At 38.1% G+C, this 15,589-nt stretch carries 14 protein-coding genes; 7 read left to right on the top strand and 7 right to left on the bottom strand.

Going from position 1 to position 15,589, the window contains the following annotated elements; translation table 11 throughout:
- Positions 1 to 10 precede the first annotated feature (10 nt).
- Complete coding sequence (locus tag ACSQ6I_RS15465; RefSeq protein WP_438891187.1) at positions 11 to 1,099, top strand: hypothetical protein; 1,089 nt, start codon at positions 11 to 13, stop codon at positions 1,097 to 1,099.
- 514 nt (positions 1,100 to 1,613) lie between these two features.
- On the opposite strand, the gene ACSQ6I_RS15460 is transcribed toward ACSQ6I_RS15465, so the two are convergent.
- Positions 1,614 to 2,324, bottom strand: a complete 711-nt coding sequence (locus ACSQ6I_RS15460; protein WP_438891186.1) for a cytochrome b/b6 domain-containing protein — start codon at positions 2,322 to 2,324, stop codon at positions 1,614 to 1,616.
- Between the two features lie 165 nt (positions 2,325 to 2,489).
- On the opposite strand from ACSQ6I_RS15460, the gene ACSQ6I_RS15455 reads away from it, so the two are divergent.
- The 3 genes from ACSQ6I_RS15455 to ACSQ6I_RS15445 all read left to right on the top strand — a co-directional run bounded on the left by ACSQ6I_RS15455 (position 2,490) and on the right by ACSQ6I_RS15445 (position 7,166).
- Entirely contained in the window at positions 2,490 to 3,308 is an 819-nt protein-coding gene (locus ACSQ6I_RS15455; RefSeq protein WP_438891237.1) for a DNA adenine methylase, read from the top strand.
- A gap of 482 nt (positions 3,309 to 3,790) precedes the next feature.
- A complete protein-coding gene (locus ACSQ6I_RS15450) occupies positions 3,791 to 4,063 on the top strand; it encodes a hypothetical protein (RefSeq protein WP_438891185.1) in 273 nt (90 codons plus the stop codon).
- Between the two features lie 7 nt (positions 4,064 to 4,070).
- Positions 4,071 to 7,166: an NACHT domain-containing protein gene (locus tag ACSQ6I_RS15445; protein WP_438891184.1), complete on the top strand. Its 3,096-nt coding sequence runs from the start codon at positions 4,071 to 4,073 to the stop codon at positions 7,164 to 7,166.
- Positions 7,167 to 7,169: 3 nt separating this feature from the next.
- On the opposite strand, the gene ACSQ6I_RS15440 is transcribed toward ACSQ6I_RS15445, so the two are convergent.
- From ACSQ6I_RS15440 to ACSQ6I_RS15425, 4 genes are all read right to left on the bottom strand, one after another.
- Positions 7,170 to 7,439 (bottom strand): ribbon-helix-helix domain-containing protein, encoded by a 270-nt coding sequence (locus ACSQ6I_RS15440; RefSeq protein WP_438891183.1) that lies wholly within the window; start codon positions 7,437 to 7,439, stop codon positions 7,170 to 7,172.
- Between the two features lie 34 nt (positions 7,440 to 7,473).
- Positions 7,474 to 7,836: an aspartyl protease gene (locus tag ACSQ6I_RS15435; protein WP_438891182.1), complete on the bottom strand. Its 363-nt coding sequence runs from the start codon at positions 7,834 to 7,836 to the stop codon at positions 7,474 to 7,476.
- Entirely contained in the window at positions 7,833 to 8,144 is a 312-nt protein-coding gene (locus ACSQ6I_RS15430; RefSeq protein WP_438891181.1) for a hypothetical protein, read from the bottom strand. The genes ACSQ6I_RS15435 and ACSQ6I_RS15430 overlap by 4 nt, the downstream gene beginning before the upstream one ends.
- Positions 8,145 to 8,392: 248 nt before the next feature.
- Positions 8,393 to 9,979: a glucose-6-phosphate isomerase gene (locus ACSQ6I_RS15425; RefSeq protein ID WP_438891180.1), complete on the bottom strand. Its 1,587-nt coding sequence runs from the start codon at positions 9,977 to 9,979 to the stop codon at positions 8,393 to 8,395.
- A gap of 222 nt (positions 9,980 to 10,201) precedes the next feature.
- On the opposite strand from ACSQ6I_RS15425, the gene ACSQ6I_RS15420 reads away from it, so the two are divergent.
- Entirely contained in the window at positions 10,202 to 12,457 is a 2,256-nt protein-coding gene (locus tag ACSQ6I_RS15420) for a PAS domain-containing protein (RefSeq protein ID WP_438891179.1), read from the top strand.
- Between the two features lie 396 nt (positions 12,458 to 12,853).
- Here ACSQ6I_RS15420 and ACSQ6I_RS15415 read toward each other — a convergent pair whose 3' ends face one another.
- Entirely contained in the window at positions 12,854 to 13,114 is a 261-nt protein-coding gene (locus tag ACSQ6I_RS15415; protein ID WP_438891236.1) for a cytotoxic translational repressor of toxin-antitoxin stability system, read from the bottom strand.
- Positions 13,115 to 13,274: 160 nt separating this feature from the next.
- Positions 13,275 to 13,472, bottom strand: a complete 198-nt coding sequence (locus ACSQ6I_RS15410; protein WP_438891178.1) for a hypothetical protein — start codon at positions 13,470 to 13,472, stop codon at positions 13,275 to 13,277.
- Between the two features lie 155 nt (positions 13,473 to 13,627).
- Here ACSQ6I_RS15410 and ACSQ6I_RS15405 point away from each other — a divergent pair, with 155 nt between their 5' ends.
- Positions 13,628 to 14,761: a branched-chain amino acid ABC transporter permease gene (locus ACSQ6I_RS15405; RefSeq protein WP_438891177.1), complete on the top strand. Its 1,134-nt coding sequence runs from the start codon at positions 13,628 to 13,630 to the stop codon at positions 14,759 to 14,761.
- Positions 14,762 to 14,808: 47 nt separating this feature from the next.
- The gene (locus ACSQ6I_RS15400) at positions 14,809 to 15,582 is read left to right on the top strand and encodes an ABC transporter ATP-binding protein (protein ID WP_438891176.1); all 774 of its coding nucleotides are present in this window, start codon (positions 14,809 to 14,811) and stop codon (positions 15,580 to 15,582) included.
- Positions 15,583 to 15,589: the final 7 nt, after the last annotated feature.

Raw genomic sequence — 15,589 nt, 5'->3', positions numbered from 1 at the left:
TAATGCCATCATGCAGCATTTATATCAACTATTAGCAACAGAAAATTCACAATTAGCCCAAGTATTAAGGTTTAGTTTGTACGGACTAGAAGCAGCTTTAAATCAAGCGCAAACAGAATACCCCCAAGACCCAGGAAATCAGGTATGTGAGCAAATATTGCAAGAACTTCACGACCTTTTAGAACCTGCACCTGTTGCGGAGATTGAGGTGAGTGGTGAATTCAAATTAATTTACTTACGTGAGGTTTTTAATTCTGATTTAGAACTGAATTTTTATCTAGGAAATTCTCCCCTACAAAGTCAAAATGATGCTGATTTATGGAATGAAATGCACCGCTATTTATTGCGAGTTCCAGAAGATTTAGCTACTACTTGGCGACATCGGGCTTTAGAAATTGCTCAAAAATTAGGTGCTTCTGAAGATTATGTCAATCTTCACCATTTACCTTTTATTCGTGATGAAATAATCTATCCAGGGTTGAATGGTGCTGTGAAAGCTAGAGGTTTATGTTTGTCAAAAAAAGTATTTTTAAAGTCAGAAATTGCCCAGATATATAAATCTGAAGATTTGCATTTACTAGCAGGGTTTGTACTGCTATATATGAAGTTAATTGAGATAGAACCTGACTTGCATCATGCCTTAAAGAGTGTGTTTAGTTTTGATGTTGTTTCTTTACATGAAAAGCCAGAACATCACCATTTATATATTGAGGCATTGAGCGATCGCTTGCAACGTATCCAAAAAACTGGGGAAAATACTGATTTAATCCACAATCTACGTGCTTGGATTGACATGGATGAAGCTATACATTCCTTAGTATTTGTCCCCCCAGCCGAGCGTTATTCATGGTGGGGAAAGCTACAACAAGAATCACGGCGTATCCTCAAAAAGGTTGCTAATAAAGCCATCAAAGCAGGATATGACGTGCGAATTAAGCAATTATCAGGGCTGTATGCAGATGTTTGTGCTTATTCTAAAGATGATCTACAACTAGATTGTGGAGGTACACCAGGAGAAGTTTTAACTTGTCTGCGGTTATACACGCGAATCAATCAAGAAGAAAATCCAGGACGAGTTCTATTTCGATCTTTACGCTAAATAAATAACTTAAGGGGATGTAGAAACCCCATCTACTGCTCCGCAGAAGCAAGCTACAACGAAATAAGATGGGGTAGTTCATTTATTTTTGCCTACTAAATGTGAACAATCTACTAAGGGGAAGGTGTAGGAGTAGGTCTAGGAGGGGGTGTCGTAGGTCTAGGAGGGGGTGTCGTAGATCGAGGAGAGGGTGTCGTAGGTCTAGGGGAGGGTGTTGTAGCAAATAGATTCTCTGGTGTCTTCATAGCCTGAGAGTGTTTGGGTATTGCAACTACAGCAGCCGTTCCCAAAAATGCTAATAGAGTTACTGATGCTAAACGCTTCATATTTTTATCCTTGTCAAAGTCACAACTTATGTCATCCTATTTTGATAAATCTTCAAACTCCAGATATCTCGCTATAGGTGTCCTTACTTGTGTCACTTTAGGGATAAAAATTTATTTAGAAAAATGTCTAAATTTGTTGTTTTAGTGAGATGCCAAAAATGAGATTTGCATCTACTTGATGTTTAAATTTATGATTCACCACCAGAAAAAAATAATGGCGATACAAATGCAGCTATGATGCCAATCAACACAATCGCTTCAATAATTCTCAGAGATAAATTATTTTCAACATGAAAATTATTGGGAAAATTACCCAACCAAATACGGAAACGACTATACCAATTTTTAGGACTTTCTTCTGGGCGGAATTTCCATGACATCATTGACAGTAATAATGGCGCACCACCAACCTTAGTAGACATCAAAATATGAATTGCTAAACAGCAAACCATAATCACCCAAGCTATGAGGTGAAAAGAATACCAAATATGATCAAGTTCACCTATTGGTAGCCATTCTTCTTTCATCATTCTGCCAGATGTCACCGCTAAAACAGAAGCGATTAGCATTAGAGTATTGACAATCCGTTGCAGACTTACCCACCAAATTGGTTTACCAACTTGAGTGAGTTTTTGGATCGAGTCTGGTTGTATCAGGCGTTTTTGTCCAGCATGAAAACTATAGAGTGCGAAAGCTGGTAATAAAATTAAAAAAAATAACCCTACAGTTCCATGAATATCCTGTATTGGGTCAATTTTGGGAATGGGAATTTTACCAAATCGTTTGTCGAAGGTGTTGTAAACTAAGAATCCGCTAATTATTGCCGCAATTACTAAAATTCCACTGACACCATGTAGAAGTCGCAACAACAAAGGCTGATAAGGTGTTGAACGAGTCATAAGCTAATGCAGGTAAATTTTTTAATGGGCTAATTTTACTGTAAATATGCCATGAAAAATATATAATATTTTAGGAGCTACTTAAAAAGATTTTACATTAACTGTTGAAGTTATACATTTTACAGAATTTATCAAAATCCAAAAATTATATAATACTATTTCGTGATGATTAAAAGTCCTCTCCGTTATCCTGGTGGTAAATCAAGAGCAATTAAGCAAATATCTGAATATTTACCAGAAAGCTTTTCAGAATTTAGAGAACCTTTTGTTGGAGGTGGTTCTGTTTTTATTTACCTAAAACAAAAATATCCTCAATTAAAGATTTGGATTAATGATTTAAACAAAGAATTATTTCTTTTTTGGCATTTAGCTCAATCTGATTTATCTAAATTAGTTGCAGAAATTCGTTATGTCAAAGAAAAATATCAAGATGGAAAATTATTGTTTTTAGATTTAACTACTGTAGATGTTGATAGTTTATCAAATTTAGAAAGAGCAGTACGCTTTTTTGTTCTTAATAGAATTACCTTTTCAGGAACTGTAGAATCAGGTGGTTTTTCTATGGAAGCTTTTTATACCAGGTTTACTGATTCATCTATAGATCGTTTAGAGAAATTAGCAGATATTTTAACAGCAGATATAAAAATCACTAATTTAGATTATAGTCAACTATTAAATGCAGAAGTAAAAGATGTTTTCATATTTTTAGATCCTCCATATTTCAAAGCTGAAAACTCTAAATTATATGGAAAAAAAGGAAGTTTACATACTGGATTTAATCATGAAAGATTTGCTGATGATTTAAAATCATGTCCTCACAGGTGGTTGATTACTTACGACGATTCACCACCAATTCGAGATAATTTTCAATGGGCAAATATTTACGAATGGGAATTACAGTATGGGATGAATAATTATAAACAAAGTGGTGCTGCTAAGGGCAAAGAACTATTCATTAGTAATTATGAAATTAAACACGATTGAGAAATAACCTAAAAAATAAAAACCTGATATAAGTAATTGGACAAAAATATTTACAGTCATTGCGAGCGAAGCGTTCGCGTAGCGTGCCGGAGGCATCAGCAATCCCAGCCCCTGCGATTGCGTCATTCCACTTCGTTCCATTCGCAATGACATTGTGTAATTAATTCTGTCCAGGTACTTAGCGGTTCTCTGTTGAGTGAAATACAAGAACCCCACCCCCAACCCCCTCCCCGCAAGCGATGAGGGGGCTATGGTGTATTTCATTCAAATGCATAGCGCTATATTAAATAACTAATATCACATTTTTTTCTGTATTATGTGATGGGTTAATTTATGAATTACGTAAATTCTCGGTTGATTTTTAGGTTGATAAATTGAGCTATTTGTGAGCAATATCTAGAAAATAAACAATATTTTTACTTTGACGCAATAAAAAATATAATCATTATTATAATAATCTTAGTTATTTAACACACACCATCATGAGTCCAAAGACAAAGGATTTACAGGCAAGTTACGCTCAAACACGCTTGCTGCTTGCACTGTGGGATTTGGGAGCAAATCAGCAGAAAGTGGCTAGGGGTAAATTAAGCAAGCGGATAGTGTCTAAGGGTCAAAAAATGACCGACTATCAGGGTATTTTAGAGGATTTGGAAGCACAGAGTGCGATGCCTACGGCCAGCTTCGCTAACGCAATTTCCAAAAAAGGATCTTCAACTACTTATACTCACACCTCGCCAATTTGTATATATTGAAGTTACCATGCCTGAAAATACTTCAGAACAGGAATCTGCTCAAGAAGCACAAAAAGACTTTAACGTAGAAAGTCCAAAAGAATCTGCTTTGGAAAAGCCAAAAGAGTCTGCACCAGAATCAAAGCAAGCTAGTGTTGAACGACGAGAAACTAGACAGAAAAGAGTTCAAAAGCTCTTGACTTATATAGGTTATCCTAGTTCTGGTATTGGGATAGCAGCAACGGTTAATTTTCTGAAAAATGGCCAATGGACAGAAGCTGTAATAGCAGTTTTCATAACTATGTCCATGTTATTTATGGCTATTGGTGGCAAGTTTGTTAAAAATATTATTAACAAAATTTTAGACAAAATTGAAGAAAGATTAGAGCAACATGAAGATAAGTTTGCAGAATATATTGTAAATCAACTAGAGGCAAGCATCGTTAAATTATGGTGGCGATTAACTTCATCGTTTCAACGCGAATATTACCAGAGTTTAATTTATATTTGTCGAGATTATCAGACACAAGGGCTAGATAAAGACCGTATTCTGAAATTAAATCAAGTATTTGTACCGCTCAAAGTTTCTAATAAAGAATTCGCAAATGTAAAGTCAGCAATTATTCAAAATATTGAAACACAATCTCATGACATAAGGGAAATGCAAATTTGGGATTTTTTAGTTTCTAAAGATAAAGATAATCATAAAAAAGCCTTATTTCCTCGTATAGCGGTTCTAGGCGCTCCAGGTTCAGGTAAAACTACTCTTTTGAGACATTTAACTCTAACTTATGCAAATCAGCAGGAACGAAAACTACATCCAAAAGCTCCAAAGTTAATTCCTGTTTTGTTATATATTAGAGATGTGCATCGGCAAATAATTGAGAACCAACCACCACTAGCAGAGTTAATTACTAAGCAAGTAAAGAATGAGCGAAAAATACAACCACTGAATCCCCCTACTAATTGGTTTGCTGAAAAATTAAATAAAAACAAATGTTTAGTCATGCTAGATGGACTGGACGAAGTAGCTGATGAAAAAGAACGTAAGCAAGTCAGCAAATGGGTAGATGAGCAAATGAAAGCATACCCAGACACTATTTTTATTCTCACATCTCGACCATTTGGTTATAAAACAGCAAAGTTACAACAAGAGATAACAGTCCTAGAGGTACAACCTTTCAATCTCAAGAAAATGCAAGAGTTTATTCATAACTGGTATTTACAGACAGAGATAATGAGCCGTGCTGGACAAAAAGATTTAGGTGTGCAGGAAGAGGCTAAAAACCAAGCTAATGATTTAATTAAACGGATTAGAAATAGTTCTCCTTTAGCAGTAATGGGAGTTAATCCTTTGCTATTAACAATGATTGCTACAGTTCATCGCCGAGGTAACGCATTACCTGGAAAAAGAGTTGAACTCTACAAAGAGATTTGTCAGGTTTTATTAGAAAGACGACAAAGAGCTAAGAATATTCCTAATGTATTAACAGCCAGCCAAAAGCAATCTATTTTACAAATTCTGGCATTAAAATTAATGCAGAATAATACTCGTGAGTTCAGGTTATCTCAAGTAATCTCATTAATAGAAGATAAATTAATAACTGTAGCTGGAGTTGGAGCAAATCCGGCAGTATTTATTAGGGAAATTCGGGATGTTAGTGCATTGTTAGTGGAAAAAGAGATAGATGTTTATGAATTTGCTCATCTGAGTTTTCAGGAATATTTAGCAGCCGTTCAGCTTAAAGAATCTCATCAGGAAAACATTTTGATAGAGAATATTAATAATTCTTGGTGGGCTGAAACTATCCGTCTTTATGCTGCTCAAAGTAATACCAGCAATCTGATTGGTGCAATTTTAACTACGCCTTATCCATCTATTGAAGTTATGGCATTAGCCTATGATTGTCTCCAAGAGGGATTAAGTATTGATTTAAACATTAAACAAGAATTAGAACATCAATTGGAGGCATATTTAGAAAGTCAGACAGAACGATATGTATTTGCGGCGAATGTATTACTATCTCGACGACTAAATAATCTATTGCGAATTGATGAAAATGTAGCAATTGACATGAGCTATATTACCTGTGCCGAATATCAGCTTTTTATTGACGAGAAGTTACAAAAGGGTGAATATCGCCAACCAGATTATTGGAAAACTTACAAATTTCCCTCTGGAGATGCCAAAAAGCCGATTACTGGGGTTAGAGCTAGTGATGCAGAGGAGTTTTGTAAATGGTTGAGCGAGAATAGTTTACTCTTAGGATTTGCCGGATTTAATTACAGATTACCCACTTTCAAAGAATGTCAGGAGCATCCAATTAGTCAACAACAAGTAGGATGTTGGTGTACGGATGGAGAACCATTAATCGTTACAGGTATAGATTACCAACAAAAGAAAATTTGGCAGCGAAAATTAAGTGAAGTTATAATCCTCAACAGCGATCTCAACAGCGTACTGAACAGCTACCTCAACCGCGTACTGAACAGCGACCTCAACAGTGACCTCTACCGTGTCCTCAAACGCGACATCTACAGCGACCTGAACAGCGACCTCAACAGTGACTTCAACCGTGTCCTCAAGCGCGACCTCAACAGGGACCTGAACAGCGACCTCAACAGTGACTTCAACCGTGTCCTCAAGCGCGACCTCAACTGCGACATCTACCGCGACATCTACAGCGACCTCTACCGCGACCTCAACCGCGACATCTACCGCGACATATATCGCGACCTCAACCGCGTCCTCAACCGTGACCTTAACCGTGACCTTAACCGCGACATCTACAGCGACCTCTACCGCGACCTCTACCACGACATCTACCACAAAATTGAGTGTGGTAAAGCTAGTGATTTCCTAATTTTGTACTTCCCGTTAATATCCTTTGTTTTTATATATCATCTGTTATCCGTTGTTTATAAAATCGTAGCTAAAGATAATAAAGTCCTCAAATCACTTTCTTTAAAACGTCAAGAATGTGAAGATATCAGCAGTAAATATATGAATAAGAGGAATAACTTGTTTGAGCCTTATTTGTGGTTAGTGCTTCAAGATGAACGACAAGAAGGAAGAATACTAGCTTGGGAAGGGATTAGAATTGTGAGGGAAAGAATTCAATAAAAATCAATTAAAAATAACTCTTCTCTCTTTACTCAATTTATCTCGCAATTGTTCAATTACAACTTCCCCATCAATACCTTCCCCTCTGTCTAATTGTTCAATAGCAACATCAACCTTTTCTCGTGTTTCTTCAACCCAAAGCTGATAACCTTTTTCCCACTCCAAAAGCAACTTCAAAGCTTTACTAATAACCTCTTCAGGATTTGCATATCTACCTGTAGCAATTTGCGCTTCAATAATTTGCTCTAATTCTGGTTGAATTTGAATATTCATAATATAGGAATCCTGTTACTAATAATAAAGTTAGTCATCCCAAAGTCAAAACATCAGCTTGAAAATTCACCACCAAAGGCAAAAACTCCAACCACTGAGAACCCAATAAAATCTCCGTCAATTCATCCCCAGCATAAACAGGAATTTCATACTCTTGATTATTCAATATTACCTTACCTGAATAAAGATCAAATCGTGATTCTCCCTGTGCAGTGCGTAACTTTTCCTTGGATATAAATGACCAATTTAACCCGTCTAAATCTTGTTTGTTAATAGCCATAAAGCCTGTGAAGCCCGTATCAAATAAAGCATCCACAGGCAGATTTAAAGCATCAGCAGTAATTAATTCAACTTCAAAATATAACCGTCCCCCATCACCAAAATAACCCTGTATCATATTCTGCCAGTTACTCCAGTTTCATTGATGCCAAATAAAAAATGTATCACATTAGGGTGTTTATCCCGTGCTTGTTTACTAGCAACTTCCTTATTCTGATCAACGAAATAATCACCACTCTCTGGCTCTATAGCAATATACCAACCATAATGTTCTTTGATCAACTCAGGACGCAAACGCTCAAAAATTGCCCAGCAACGTTGGTAGAATACTTCATCTTCTGCTTTACGTCTAGCTAATTCTTCTGGGGATAAAGTCAATTCAGGAAAAATTCTTCCTCTTCTTCTTGGTGGTTCTGACGTTAACATATTTGTAACCTTGCTTTTTACAACTATATCAATAATAACAAATAATCATCTCAATATCAAAATTATACAAGAACAGTTCATCGTTCAACTAAATATGGAACCCCTCTCCAAACCTCTCCCCGTGCACGGGGAGAGGCTTTGATATCAAAAAGTCAAATTTATAGCCGTTTTGAGTATATACAAAAACAAAATCCCCGACTTCTTGAAGAAATCGAGGATCTGAATCAATTAAAAACAGATGGCTTTATTTAACCGAGAGAAACAGTTAAACTTCCTGGTTTAGCTAAATCACCAGTTAACACTACACCGCGATTATTAGCGTGTAAATGACGGAGAATTTTGTAAATTGCTTCAACTTCGTTAGCAACGCCGGCTTTATCAGCAACTTCAGTAATAGAAAGTGCTTTCTTCTCTTTTGCCAAAACTTCCAAAACTCGTTTTTGTAAATCGAGAATGACAGCGGCAGCTTTTTTACCAGCTTCTACTCCTGGTTGGTGATAAGCGTTGACATTAACTAAACTGGCATATAAACCTACAGCCCGTTCATACAATGCAATTAACGCGCCAACTGTGCGAGCATTAACTTGATGAATGCTGACTGTAATAGAATCGCGGTTATTCTCATACAGTGCTTGACGTGTTCCTAATAAGAAGCCAGAGAGATAATCACCAGAAGTGACACCAGGATCAACTTCTGTAGATTTTCCTTGACGATCTTCTAAAACTTCAATCAAGGTTGCAAAGAAATTAGGTACACCTTCCCGCAATTGCTGTACATAGGCGTGTTGGTCGGTTGAACCTTTGTTACCATAAACGGCGATACCTTGATAAACGGTTTTTCCGTCTAAGTCTTTTTCCTTACCCAAAGATTCCATTACCAGTTGTTGCAAATAGCGGCTAAATAGCAACAAGCTGTCTTTGTAAGGAAGGACAACCATATCTTTTTCACCTTTGCCATTTCCAGAGAAATACCAAGCGATCGCTAATAAAGCGGCTGGGTTATTCTTAAGACTAGGGACGCGGGTGGCATCATCCATTTCTTTGGCACCATCTAGCATTGCACGGACATCAATGCCCTGTAATGCCGCAGGTACTAGCCCTACAGCGGACATTTCTGAGGTACGTCCACCTACCCAGTCATACATGGTAAATCGGGCTAACCAATTTTCTGATTTTGCGACTTTATCTAGGTTGCTATCTACGCCGGTAATAGCGATCGCATATTTAGAAAAATCTAAATTTTGGGCAGTATAGGCTTTTTTCACCTCAATCATGCCGTTGCGGGGTTCAGGAGTTCCCCCAGATTTGGAAATTACCAATACCAGAGTGCTGGCAAGGCGATCTTTGAGTTGGGTGAGTGTGCGATCGATTCCGGTGGGATCGGAATTGTCGATAAAGTGAATTTTTAGTGGTGGAAAATCAGGGGAAAGGGCTTCAGCTACAAATTGGGGACCCAAAGCTGAACCACCAATACCGATGGAAATAATATCTGTGAAGCGGCTTTCCTTGGGGGGATGAATCGCACCAGTGTGTACCTGATCTGCAAACGCTTCGATTTGTTCTAAGGTTTGGACTATTTCTTGTGTCAGTTCTGGTGTCGGTGCTAAATCTGGATTCCGCAACCAGTAATGTCCTACCATGCGGTTTTCATCTGGATTTGCGATCGCACCTTTTTCCAGTGCTGCCATATCAGCAAACGCTTTGTCAAACTTCGGCTGCAACGATTTCACAAAGGCATCATCGAACCGCATCCGGCTAATATCTAGATACAGTCCTAATCCCTCGTGGAAATATAACCAATCTTGGTATCGTTGCCAAAGTGCCTTAGCATCCATAAGAGGGAAATCTCAAATATATTGTTGTCAAACTCCAGTTTAATGTATGGTTCTGGCGATCCCTGCTTTGTCTTATACAGTTTACAATCGGCAAGGGAAAGACTGTGTTTTTCAGTATCACTGGAATTTTACCGTCATTATTTATGTCTGACTTATAATTTCTATTATTTGTCTCAGTGTCTAAAGTGATTGTTCAATCATGCAAACGCTATTGGATTTGATATGACTCAGTTTTCTCAAACTCCTGAAATGCCCACAAATGAAGTTAATACCCTCAAGCAAGAAATAAGCACCTTACAGCAACGAGTCGCTCAATTAGAACGGGAGTTAGCACATTTACGAAAGTCTGAGTCAAATCAAAACCCAGCCAGCGAATATCAAGACACAGATAAAAAAAGCGAAAATCAACTTGTTGAAACAGAACTCCCAGAAAAAACCAATCTTCTACAACTCATTCTCAATAGTATGAGCGATGGAGTTGTCGTCACCGATACAAACGGAAAATTTCTCATCTTTAACTCGGCGGCTGCACAAATGTATGGTAGCGGTGCTACAGATACCCAACCAGAGGAATGGTCACAGCATTATGGACTCTTTCTCCCAGATCAGATTACCCCATTTCCAACAGCAGAAATTCCCCTAGTACGCAGCTTAAAAGGCGAAATTTTTGACAACGTTGAAGTGTTTAGCCGACACCAGCAAGCACCGGAGGGAATCTGGACAAATATTAGTGGTAGACCCATCAAAGATGACAATGGCGAAATCAAAGGGGGTGTCATTGTTTGCCGCAACGTCACAGAACGCAAACAGGTAGAAGAACAGTTGCGTCAACGAGAAGACTTTCTGCAAACCATTTATGCAACAGTACAACTGGGGATTTTTGTCGTAGATGTCACAGAAACTGATGAATTTCGCATCGTTGCTTTCAATCCATTAATTGAACAAATGATCGGACTGACCACCGAACAAATCCAGGGAAAAACTCTAGTTGAAGCATTCGGAGAAGTCGCTAGTATCGGCTTTGAACAGAACTATCGGCGGTGTATCAAAGCAAAAACTTCCATCTCCTACGAAGAATCAGTCCACTTTGGCCAAGAAATACAATGGTTTTTGACAACACTGTCTCCTTTGAAAAATGCCCAAGGTAAAATTTATCGGATTATTGGCACTAACCTGGAAATAACAGACCGTAAGCACGCAGAAAAAGAATTACTAGAAACAAAAAAACTCTATCAACAAATCCTCGATTCCATGCCAGATTTTGTCCTTTGTAAAGGTGCAGAATCACGCATTATTTATGCTAACAAAGCCTTTCGTGATTACTACGGCATGACCCTAGACCAACTCCAGGCAATTATAGATGCTCCATTTAATAATCCCGATTACACACAGCAATATATTAAAGATGATGCTTATGTTTTCAACACAGGCGAAACCCTCATTATAGAAGAGAAAATTACTCGCTATGATGGAGCAGTTCATACTTTCAGCACCATCAAAAACGCAATTTTTGATACCGAAGGATCTGTAACTCAAACTGTAGGTATCTCGCGGGATATCACTGACCGCAAACAAGCAGATGCAGCATTAAAACAGAAAACACATCAACTAGAGCAAGCTTTAATAGAACTACAACAAACCCAACTCCAAATGATTCAGAGTGAAAAAATGTCTAGTTTGGGGCAAATGGTAGCAGGTGTAGCTCACGAAATTAACAATCCCGTTAACTTTATTCACGGTAATCTCAGTCATATTGAAGAATATACCCAAGATTTATTACGTCTGCTAAATCTATATCAGCAAAACTATCCCGAACCATCACTAGAAATTCAGAAAGAAATCGAAGAAATTGATCTAGAATTTTTGACTGGAGATATTACAAAAGTTCTCCAATCTATGCTAATAGGTACTAAACGGATTCGGGAAATTGTTCTTTCTCTACGCAACTTCTCACGCTTAGATGAATCCGAAGTCAAGAATGTAAATCTGCATGAAGGAATTGATAGTACCATTACCATTCTACATAATCGAATGAAAGCTACGTCAGAACGTTCAAAAATTCAACTGATCAAAAACTATGGTAATTTACCTTTAGTAGAATGCTATGCGGGGCAACTGAATCAGGTGTTTATGAATATCATTAGTAATGCTATTGATGCCATAGACCACAAAAATAGTAATTGCCATGATCAACAAGTTGTAGACAATCCCAATTGGATTACAATTTCTACAGAAATGACTAGTCAGAATCAAATTAAAATTATTATTGCTGATAACGGAATGGGAATACCAGAATCGCTCAAACACCGTATCTTTGACCCTTTTTACACAACTAAATCTGTGGGTAAAGGAACTGGACTAGGACTTTCGATTAGCTATCAAATCATCACAGAAAAACACAATGGCTTGCTAGAATGCTTTTCTACAGAAGGAAAGGGGACGCAGTTTATAATTCAAATTCCCACTAAAATCAGATAGCTTTTTAAGCTTGCATAAGTTGTACTGCAAACGGGTGAAATATGGACTTATGTCATACTGAGAGTAACGTAGTGCAGCGTATCCCTAACAGGAGCCGTAGGCTCTAGTATCTCGGAGATTCTTCACTATCTCTTTCAGAGACGCTCCGCGTTCGTGTAACGTGCTGTAAGCAAACGTTCAGAATGACACTTTTGATCCGTTTTTAGTATACTAAGAAAATAAAAATAATTCGTAATTCGTAATTCGTAATTCGTATAACTTTGGATAGCCTGTTAATTTTTAATTAATAAAATGATAAAGATTTCGCTATAAAAGGGTTTTACTCCTGAACTCCTGAACTCCTGAACTTCTGACTCCTGACTCCTGACTCCTGACTCCTGACTCCTGAATTCTTCCCTACACATCTGGCATAGGAATGACACGCAAAAATTTGACTATTTCACCCCTAATTTCTATGCCTATAAGATAATTATCTATAGTGAAGCGATAAAAAACCCCATCATCATCAAGCTTTCTCAATTCTGGGAGTCCATGCAATTGCCATTTTTGGGCAGCACACTCAACAAAGACAAAATCATACACCCGTACATAAGCTACAGGTTCTAAACTTTTGAGGTCTATTAAAAAAGACCTAGCATAGCGCACTTCCAGATTCACTTGCTCACCAAATTTTTGTTTGCTAACTTTTATCAAACAGAATACAGAAGTCAGGAGTCAGAATACCCTTTCAGGGAAGTTAAGGAGTGTAGAGACGAGAATCCCTATCCATGGAAAGTCTCTACAAGGGTTTTCGGTTTACTCTTTCATCAAAATTGACTTAGAGGAACATCAATAGTCGTATGGCCTCATCATGGGTTAGTATGTCCCACGGATGCTGCGATGGCTTAACCTGTTCTATAGATTTAAGCATATAACAATCAAAATGCAAGGCTTGGAGAAACTCCCATGAATTTTGCAGATCTTCATCTGCTAATTGCTCAATGAGGTGATGCATTCTAATCCGTAGTAAGTTCATAATCTTAAATTGCTCAAATACACCCTAACGAAAATAGCAATATTTCAAGTTAATCTTGACAATACCCAAGGTACACTACAATCTATTCCACCTGCATCGGGGAATGGGGAGGTGGGGCGAAATAACGACCAACAACCAACCACCAATGACCAATTATGATTGAATATCTGATTTTTCTGGCTATTTCCACGGCTACCTTTGCACTGTTTGCACTAGGATTGAATTTACAGTGGGGCTTTACGGGGTTAATTAACTTTGGTCATATCGCTTTTATGACCTTGGGAGCATATACCACCGTTTTGTTAAGTTTAAAGGGTGTCCCTCTACTATTTTCAGCTATAGCAGGGGCGATTGTTGCCGCTTTGTTGGGTTTGGTAATTGGTTTTGCAACTTTGCGGTTACGGGCTGATTATTTGTCTATTGTCACTATTGGCACGGGGGAGTTGATTCGTTTGGTGGTAAATAACCAGGAGTTACCGGTGGGTGATGCCTGGGTATCTGGGGCTTTTGGTGTGCAAACTTATACTATACCATTGGATGCAACGCCAAATTTATTTTTGCGATTACTCATGATTGGTGTGCTGACTTTCTTGGCAATTGTGACTTTCTTTTCGTTGTGGCGTTGGGTAAAATCTGCCAGAATATCGCGGACTAATGATGTAGCTAAAAATAATAGCAGTAAACAAGAATTTGCTTCGCGTTTGGGAGTGGGTACGATATTAGGACTGTTGACATTAGCGATTTACGTTTCTGGTGTAATTGGACTATATGACTACAACCCCAAAGCGGGTTTGATGTTGTTAGCGTTGTCGGTATTGGCGTTTGTATTTTGGCGTTTAGAATTTTTAGTGCGATCGCCCTGGGGTAGAATTCTCAAAGCTATCCGCGAAGATGAAGAAATTCCCAAAGCCTTAGGTAAAAACGTTTTTTGGTATAAATTACAATCATTAATGCTAGGCGGTGCGATCGCAGGTATTGCTGGTGCTTTCTTCGCTTGGCAACTTAGCGCTATTTATCCTGATAATTTTCAACCCCAACTCACCTTTGATGCTTGGATTATGGTGATTTTAGGTGGTTCTGGGAATAATATTGGCACAATCTTAGGCGCAGTGATTTATTTTGCTTACGATGCCCTGACACGGGAATTTTTACCAAAAATCGTCCCTTTAGATGTAGAACGTATCGGTGCTTTTCGGGTTATGTTCATCGGTCTAATTCTTATGGTACTGATGATTTGGCGGCCTCAAGGTATCTTAGGGAAAAAGGAAGAACTTACTCTTGGTAAGTAATTGGTAATTGGTTGAGGAAAAACAAAAAAATTGAGAATGAATTGATTATGGTAAATAACCGACTTCCCCTCTTAGCAGCTAGTGGACTTTGTAAAAGTTTTGGTGGTATTCAAGCTGTCAAAGATGCCAATATCGAAGTTACAAAAGGCAGCATTACAGGGTTAATAGGCCCCAATGGCGCTGGTAAAACTACTTTATTTAATTTACTCTCCAATTTCATCCATCCTGATAAGGGAAGAGTGATTTTTGATGGTGAACCCATTCACAATTTGCAACCATACCAAATTGCCCAGCAAGGACTAATCCGCACGTTTCAAGTAGCGCGGACTCTTTCGCGGTTGTCGGTATTAGAAAATATGCTGTTAGCAGCGCAAAAACAAACGGGTGAGAATTTTTGGCAAACTCAATTTCAACCGCATATTGTCGCTAAAGAAGAAAAGCAGCTAAAAGAACAAGCGATGTTTTTGTTAGAGTCTGTGGGGTTAGAAAAAAAAGCCGATGATTACGCTGGTGGTTTGTCTGGGGGACAGCGCAAACTCCTGGAAATGGGACGGGCATTGATGACTAATCCTAAGTTAATCTTATTAGATGAGCCTGCGGCGGGGGTGAATCCGCGATTAATTGACGATATTTGCGATCGCATTCTCACCTGGAACCGTGAAGACGGTCTAACGTTTTTAATTATTGAGCATAATATGGATGTAATTATGTCTTTGTGCGATCGCGTGTGGGTATTAGCAGAAGGGCAAAATTTAGCTGTCGGTACTCCCGCAGAAATTCAAAAAGATACCAAGGTTTTAGAAGCGTATTTGGGACAATAAAGTTATA

The sequence above is a fragment of the Anabaena sp. WFMT genome (assembly GCF_051781005.1).
Classification (GTDB): domain Bacteria; phylum Cyanobacteriota; class Cyanobacteriia; order Cyanobacteriales; family Nostocaceae; genus Anabaena.
Note: the sequence above shows the minus strand (reverse complement) of the source record. Positions and strands in the feature narration are given on the sequence as shown.

What these genes read in the sequence shown, in the direction of transcription:
- ACSQ6I_RS15400 (WP_438891176.1), top strand. Translation starts at nt 14,809, where the DNA reads ATGGTAAATAACCGACTTCCCCTCTTAGCAGCTAGTGGACTTTGTAAA.
- ACSQ6I_RS15405 (WP_438891177.1), top strand. Translation starts at nt 13,628, where the DNA reads ATGATTGAATATCTGATTTTTCTGGCTATTTCCACGGCTACCTTTGCA.
- ACSQ6I_RS15445 (WP_438891184.1), top strand. Translation starts at nt 4,071, where the DNA reads ATGCCTGAAAATACTTCAGAACAGGAATCTGCTCAAGAAGCACAAAAA.
- ACSQ6I_RS15465 (WP_438891187.1), top strand. Translation starts at nt 11, where the DNA reads ATGCAGCATTTATATCAACTATTAGCAACAGAAAATTCACAATTAGCC.
- ACSQ6I_RS15455 (WP_438891237.1), top strand. Translation starts at nt 2,490, where the DNA reads ATGATTAAAAGTCCTCTCCGTTATCCTGGTGGTAAATCAAGAGCAATT.
- ACSQ6I_RS15460 (WP_438891186.1), bottom strand. Translation starts at nt 2,324, where the DNA reads ATGACTCGTTCAACACCTTATCAGCCTTTGTTGTTGCGACTTCTACAT.
- ACSQ6I_RS15410 (WP_438891178.1), bottom strand. Translation starts at nt 13,472, where the DNA reads ATGAACTTACTACGGATTAGAATGCATCACCTCATTGAGCAATTAGCA.
- ACSQ6I_RS15420 (WP_438891179.1), top strand. Translation starts at nt 10,202, where the DNA reads ATGACTCAGTTTTCTCAAACTCCTGAAATGCCCACAAATGAAGTTAAT.
- ACSQ6I_RS15430 (WP_438891181.1), bottom strand. Translation starts at nt 8,144, where the DNA reads ATGTTAACGTCAGAACCACCAAGAAGAAGAGGAAGAATTTTTCCTGAA.
- ACSQ6I_RS15425 (WP_438891180.1), bottom strand. Translation starts at nt 9,979, where the DNA reads ATGGATGCTAAGGCACTTTGGCAACGATACCAAGATTGGTTATATTTC.
- ACSQ6I_RS15450 (WP_438891185.1), top strand. Translation starts at nt 3,791, where the DNA reads ATGAGTCCAAAGACAAAGGATTTACAGGCAAGTTACGCTCAAACACGC.
- ACSQ6I_RS15435 (WP_438891182.1), bottom strand. Translation starts at nt 7,836, where the DNA reads ATGATACAGGGTTATTTTGGTGATGGGGGACGGTTATATTTTGAAGTT.
- ACSQ6I_RS15440 (WP_438891183.1), bottom strand. Translation starts at nt 7,439, where the DNA reads ATGAATATTCAAATTCAACCAGAATTAGAGCAAATTATTGAAGCGCAA.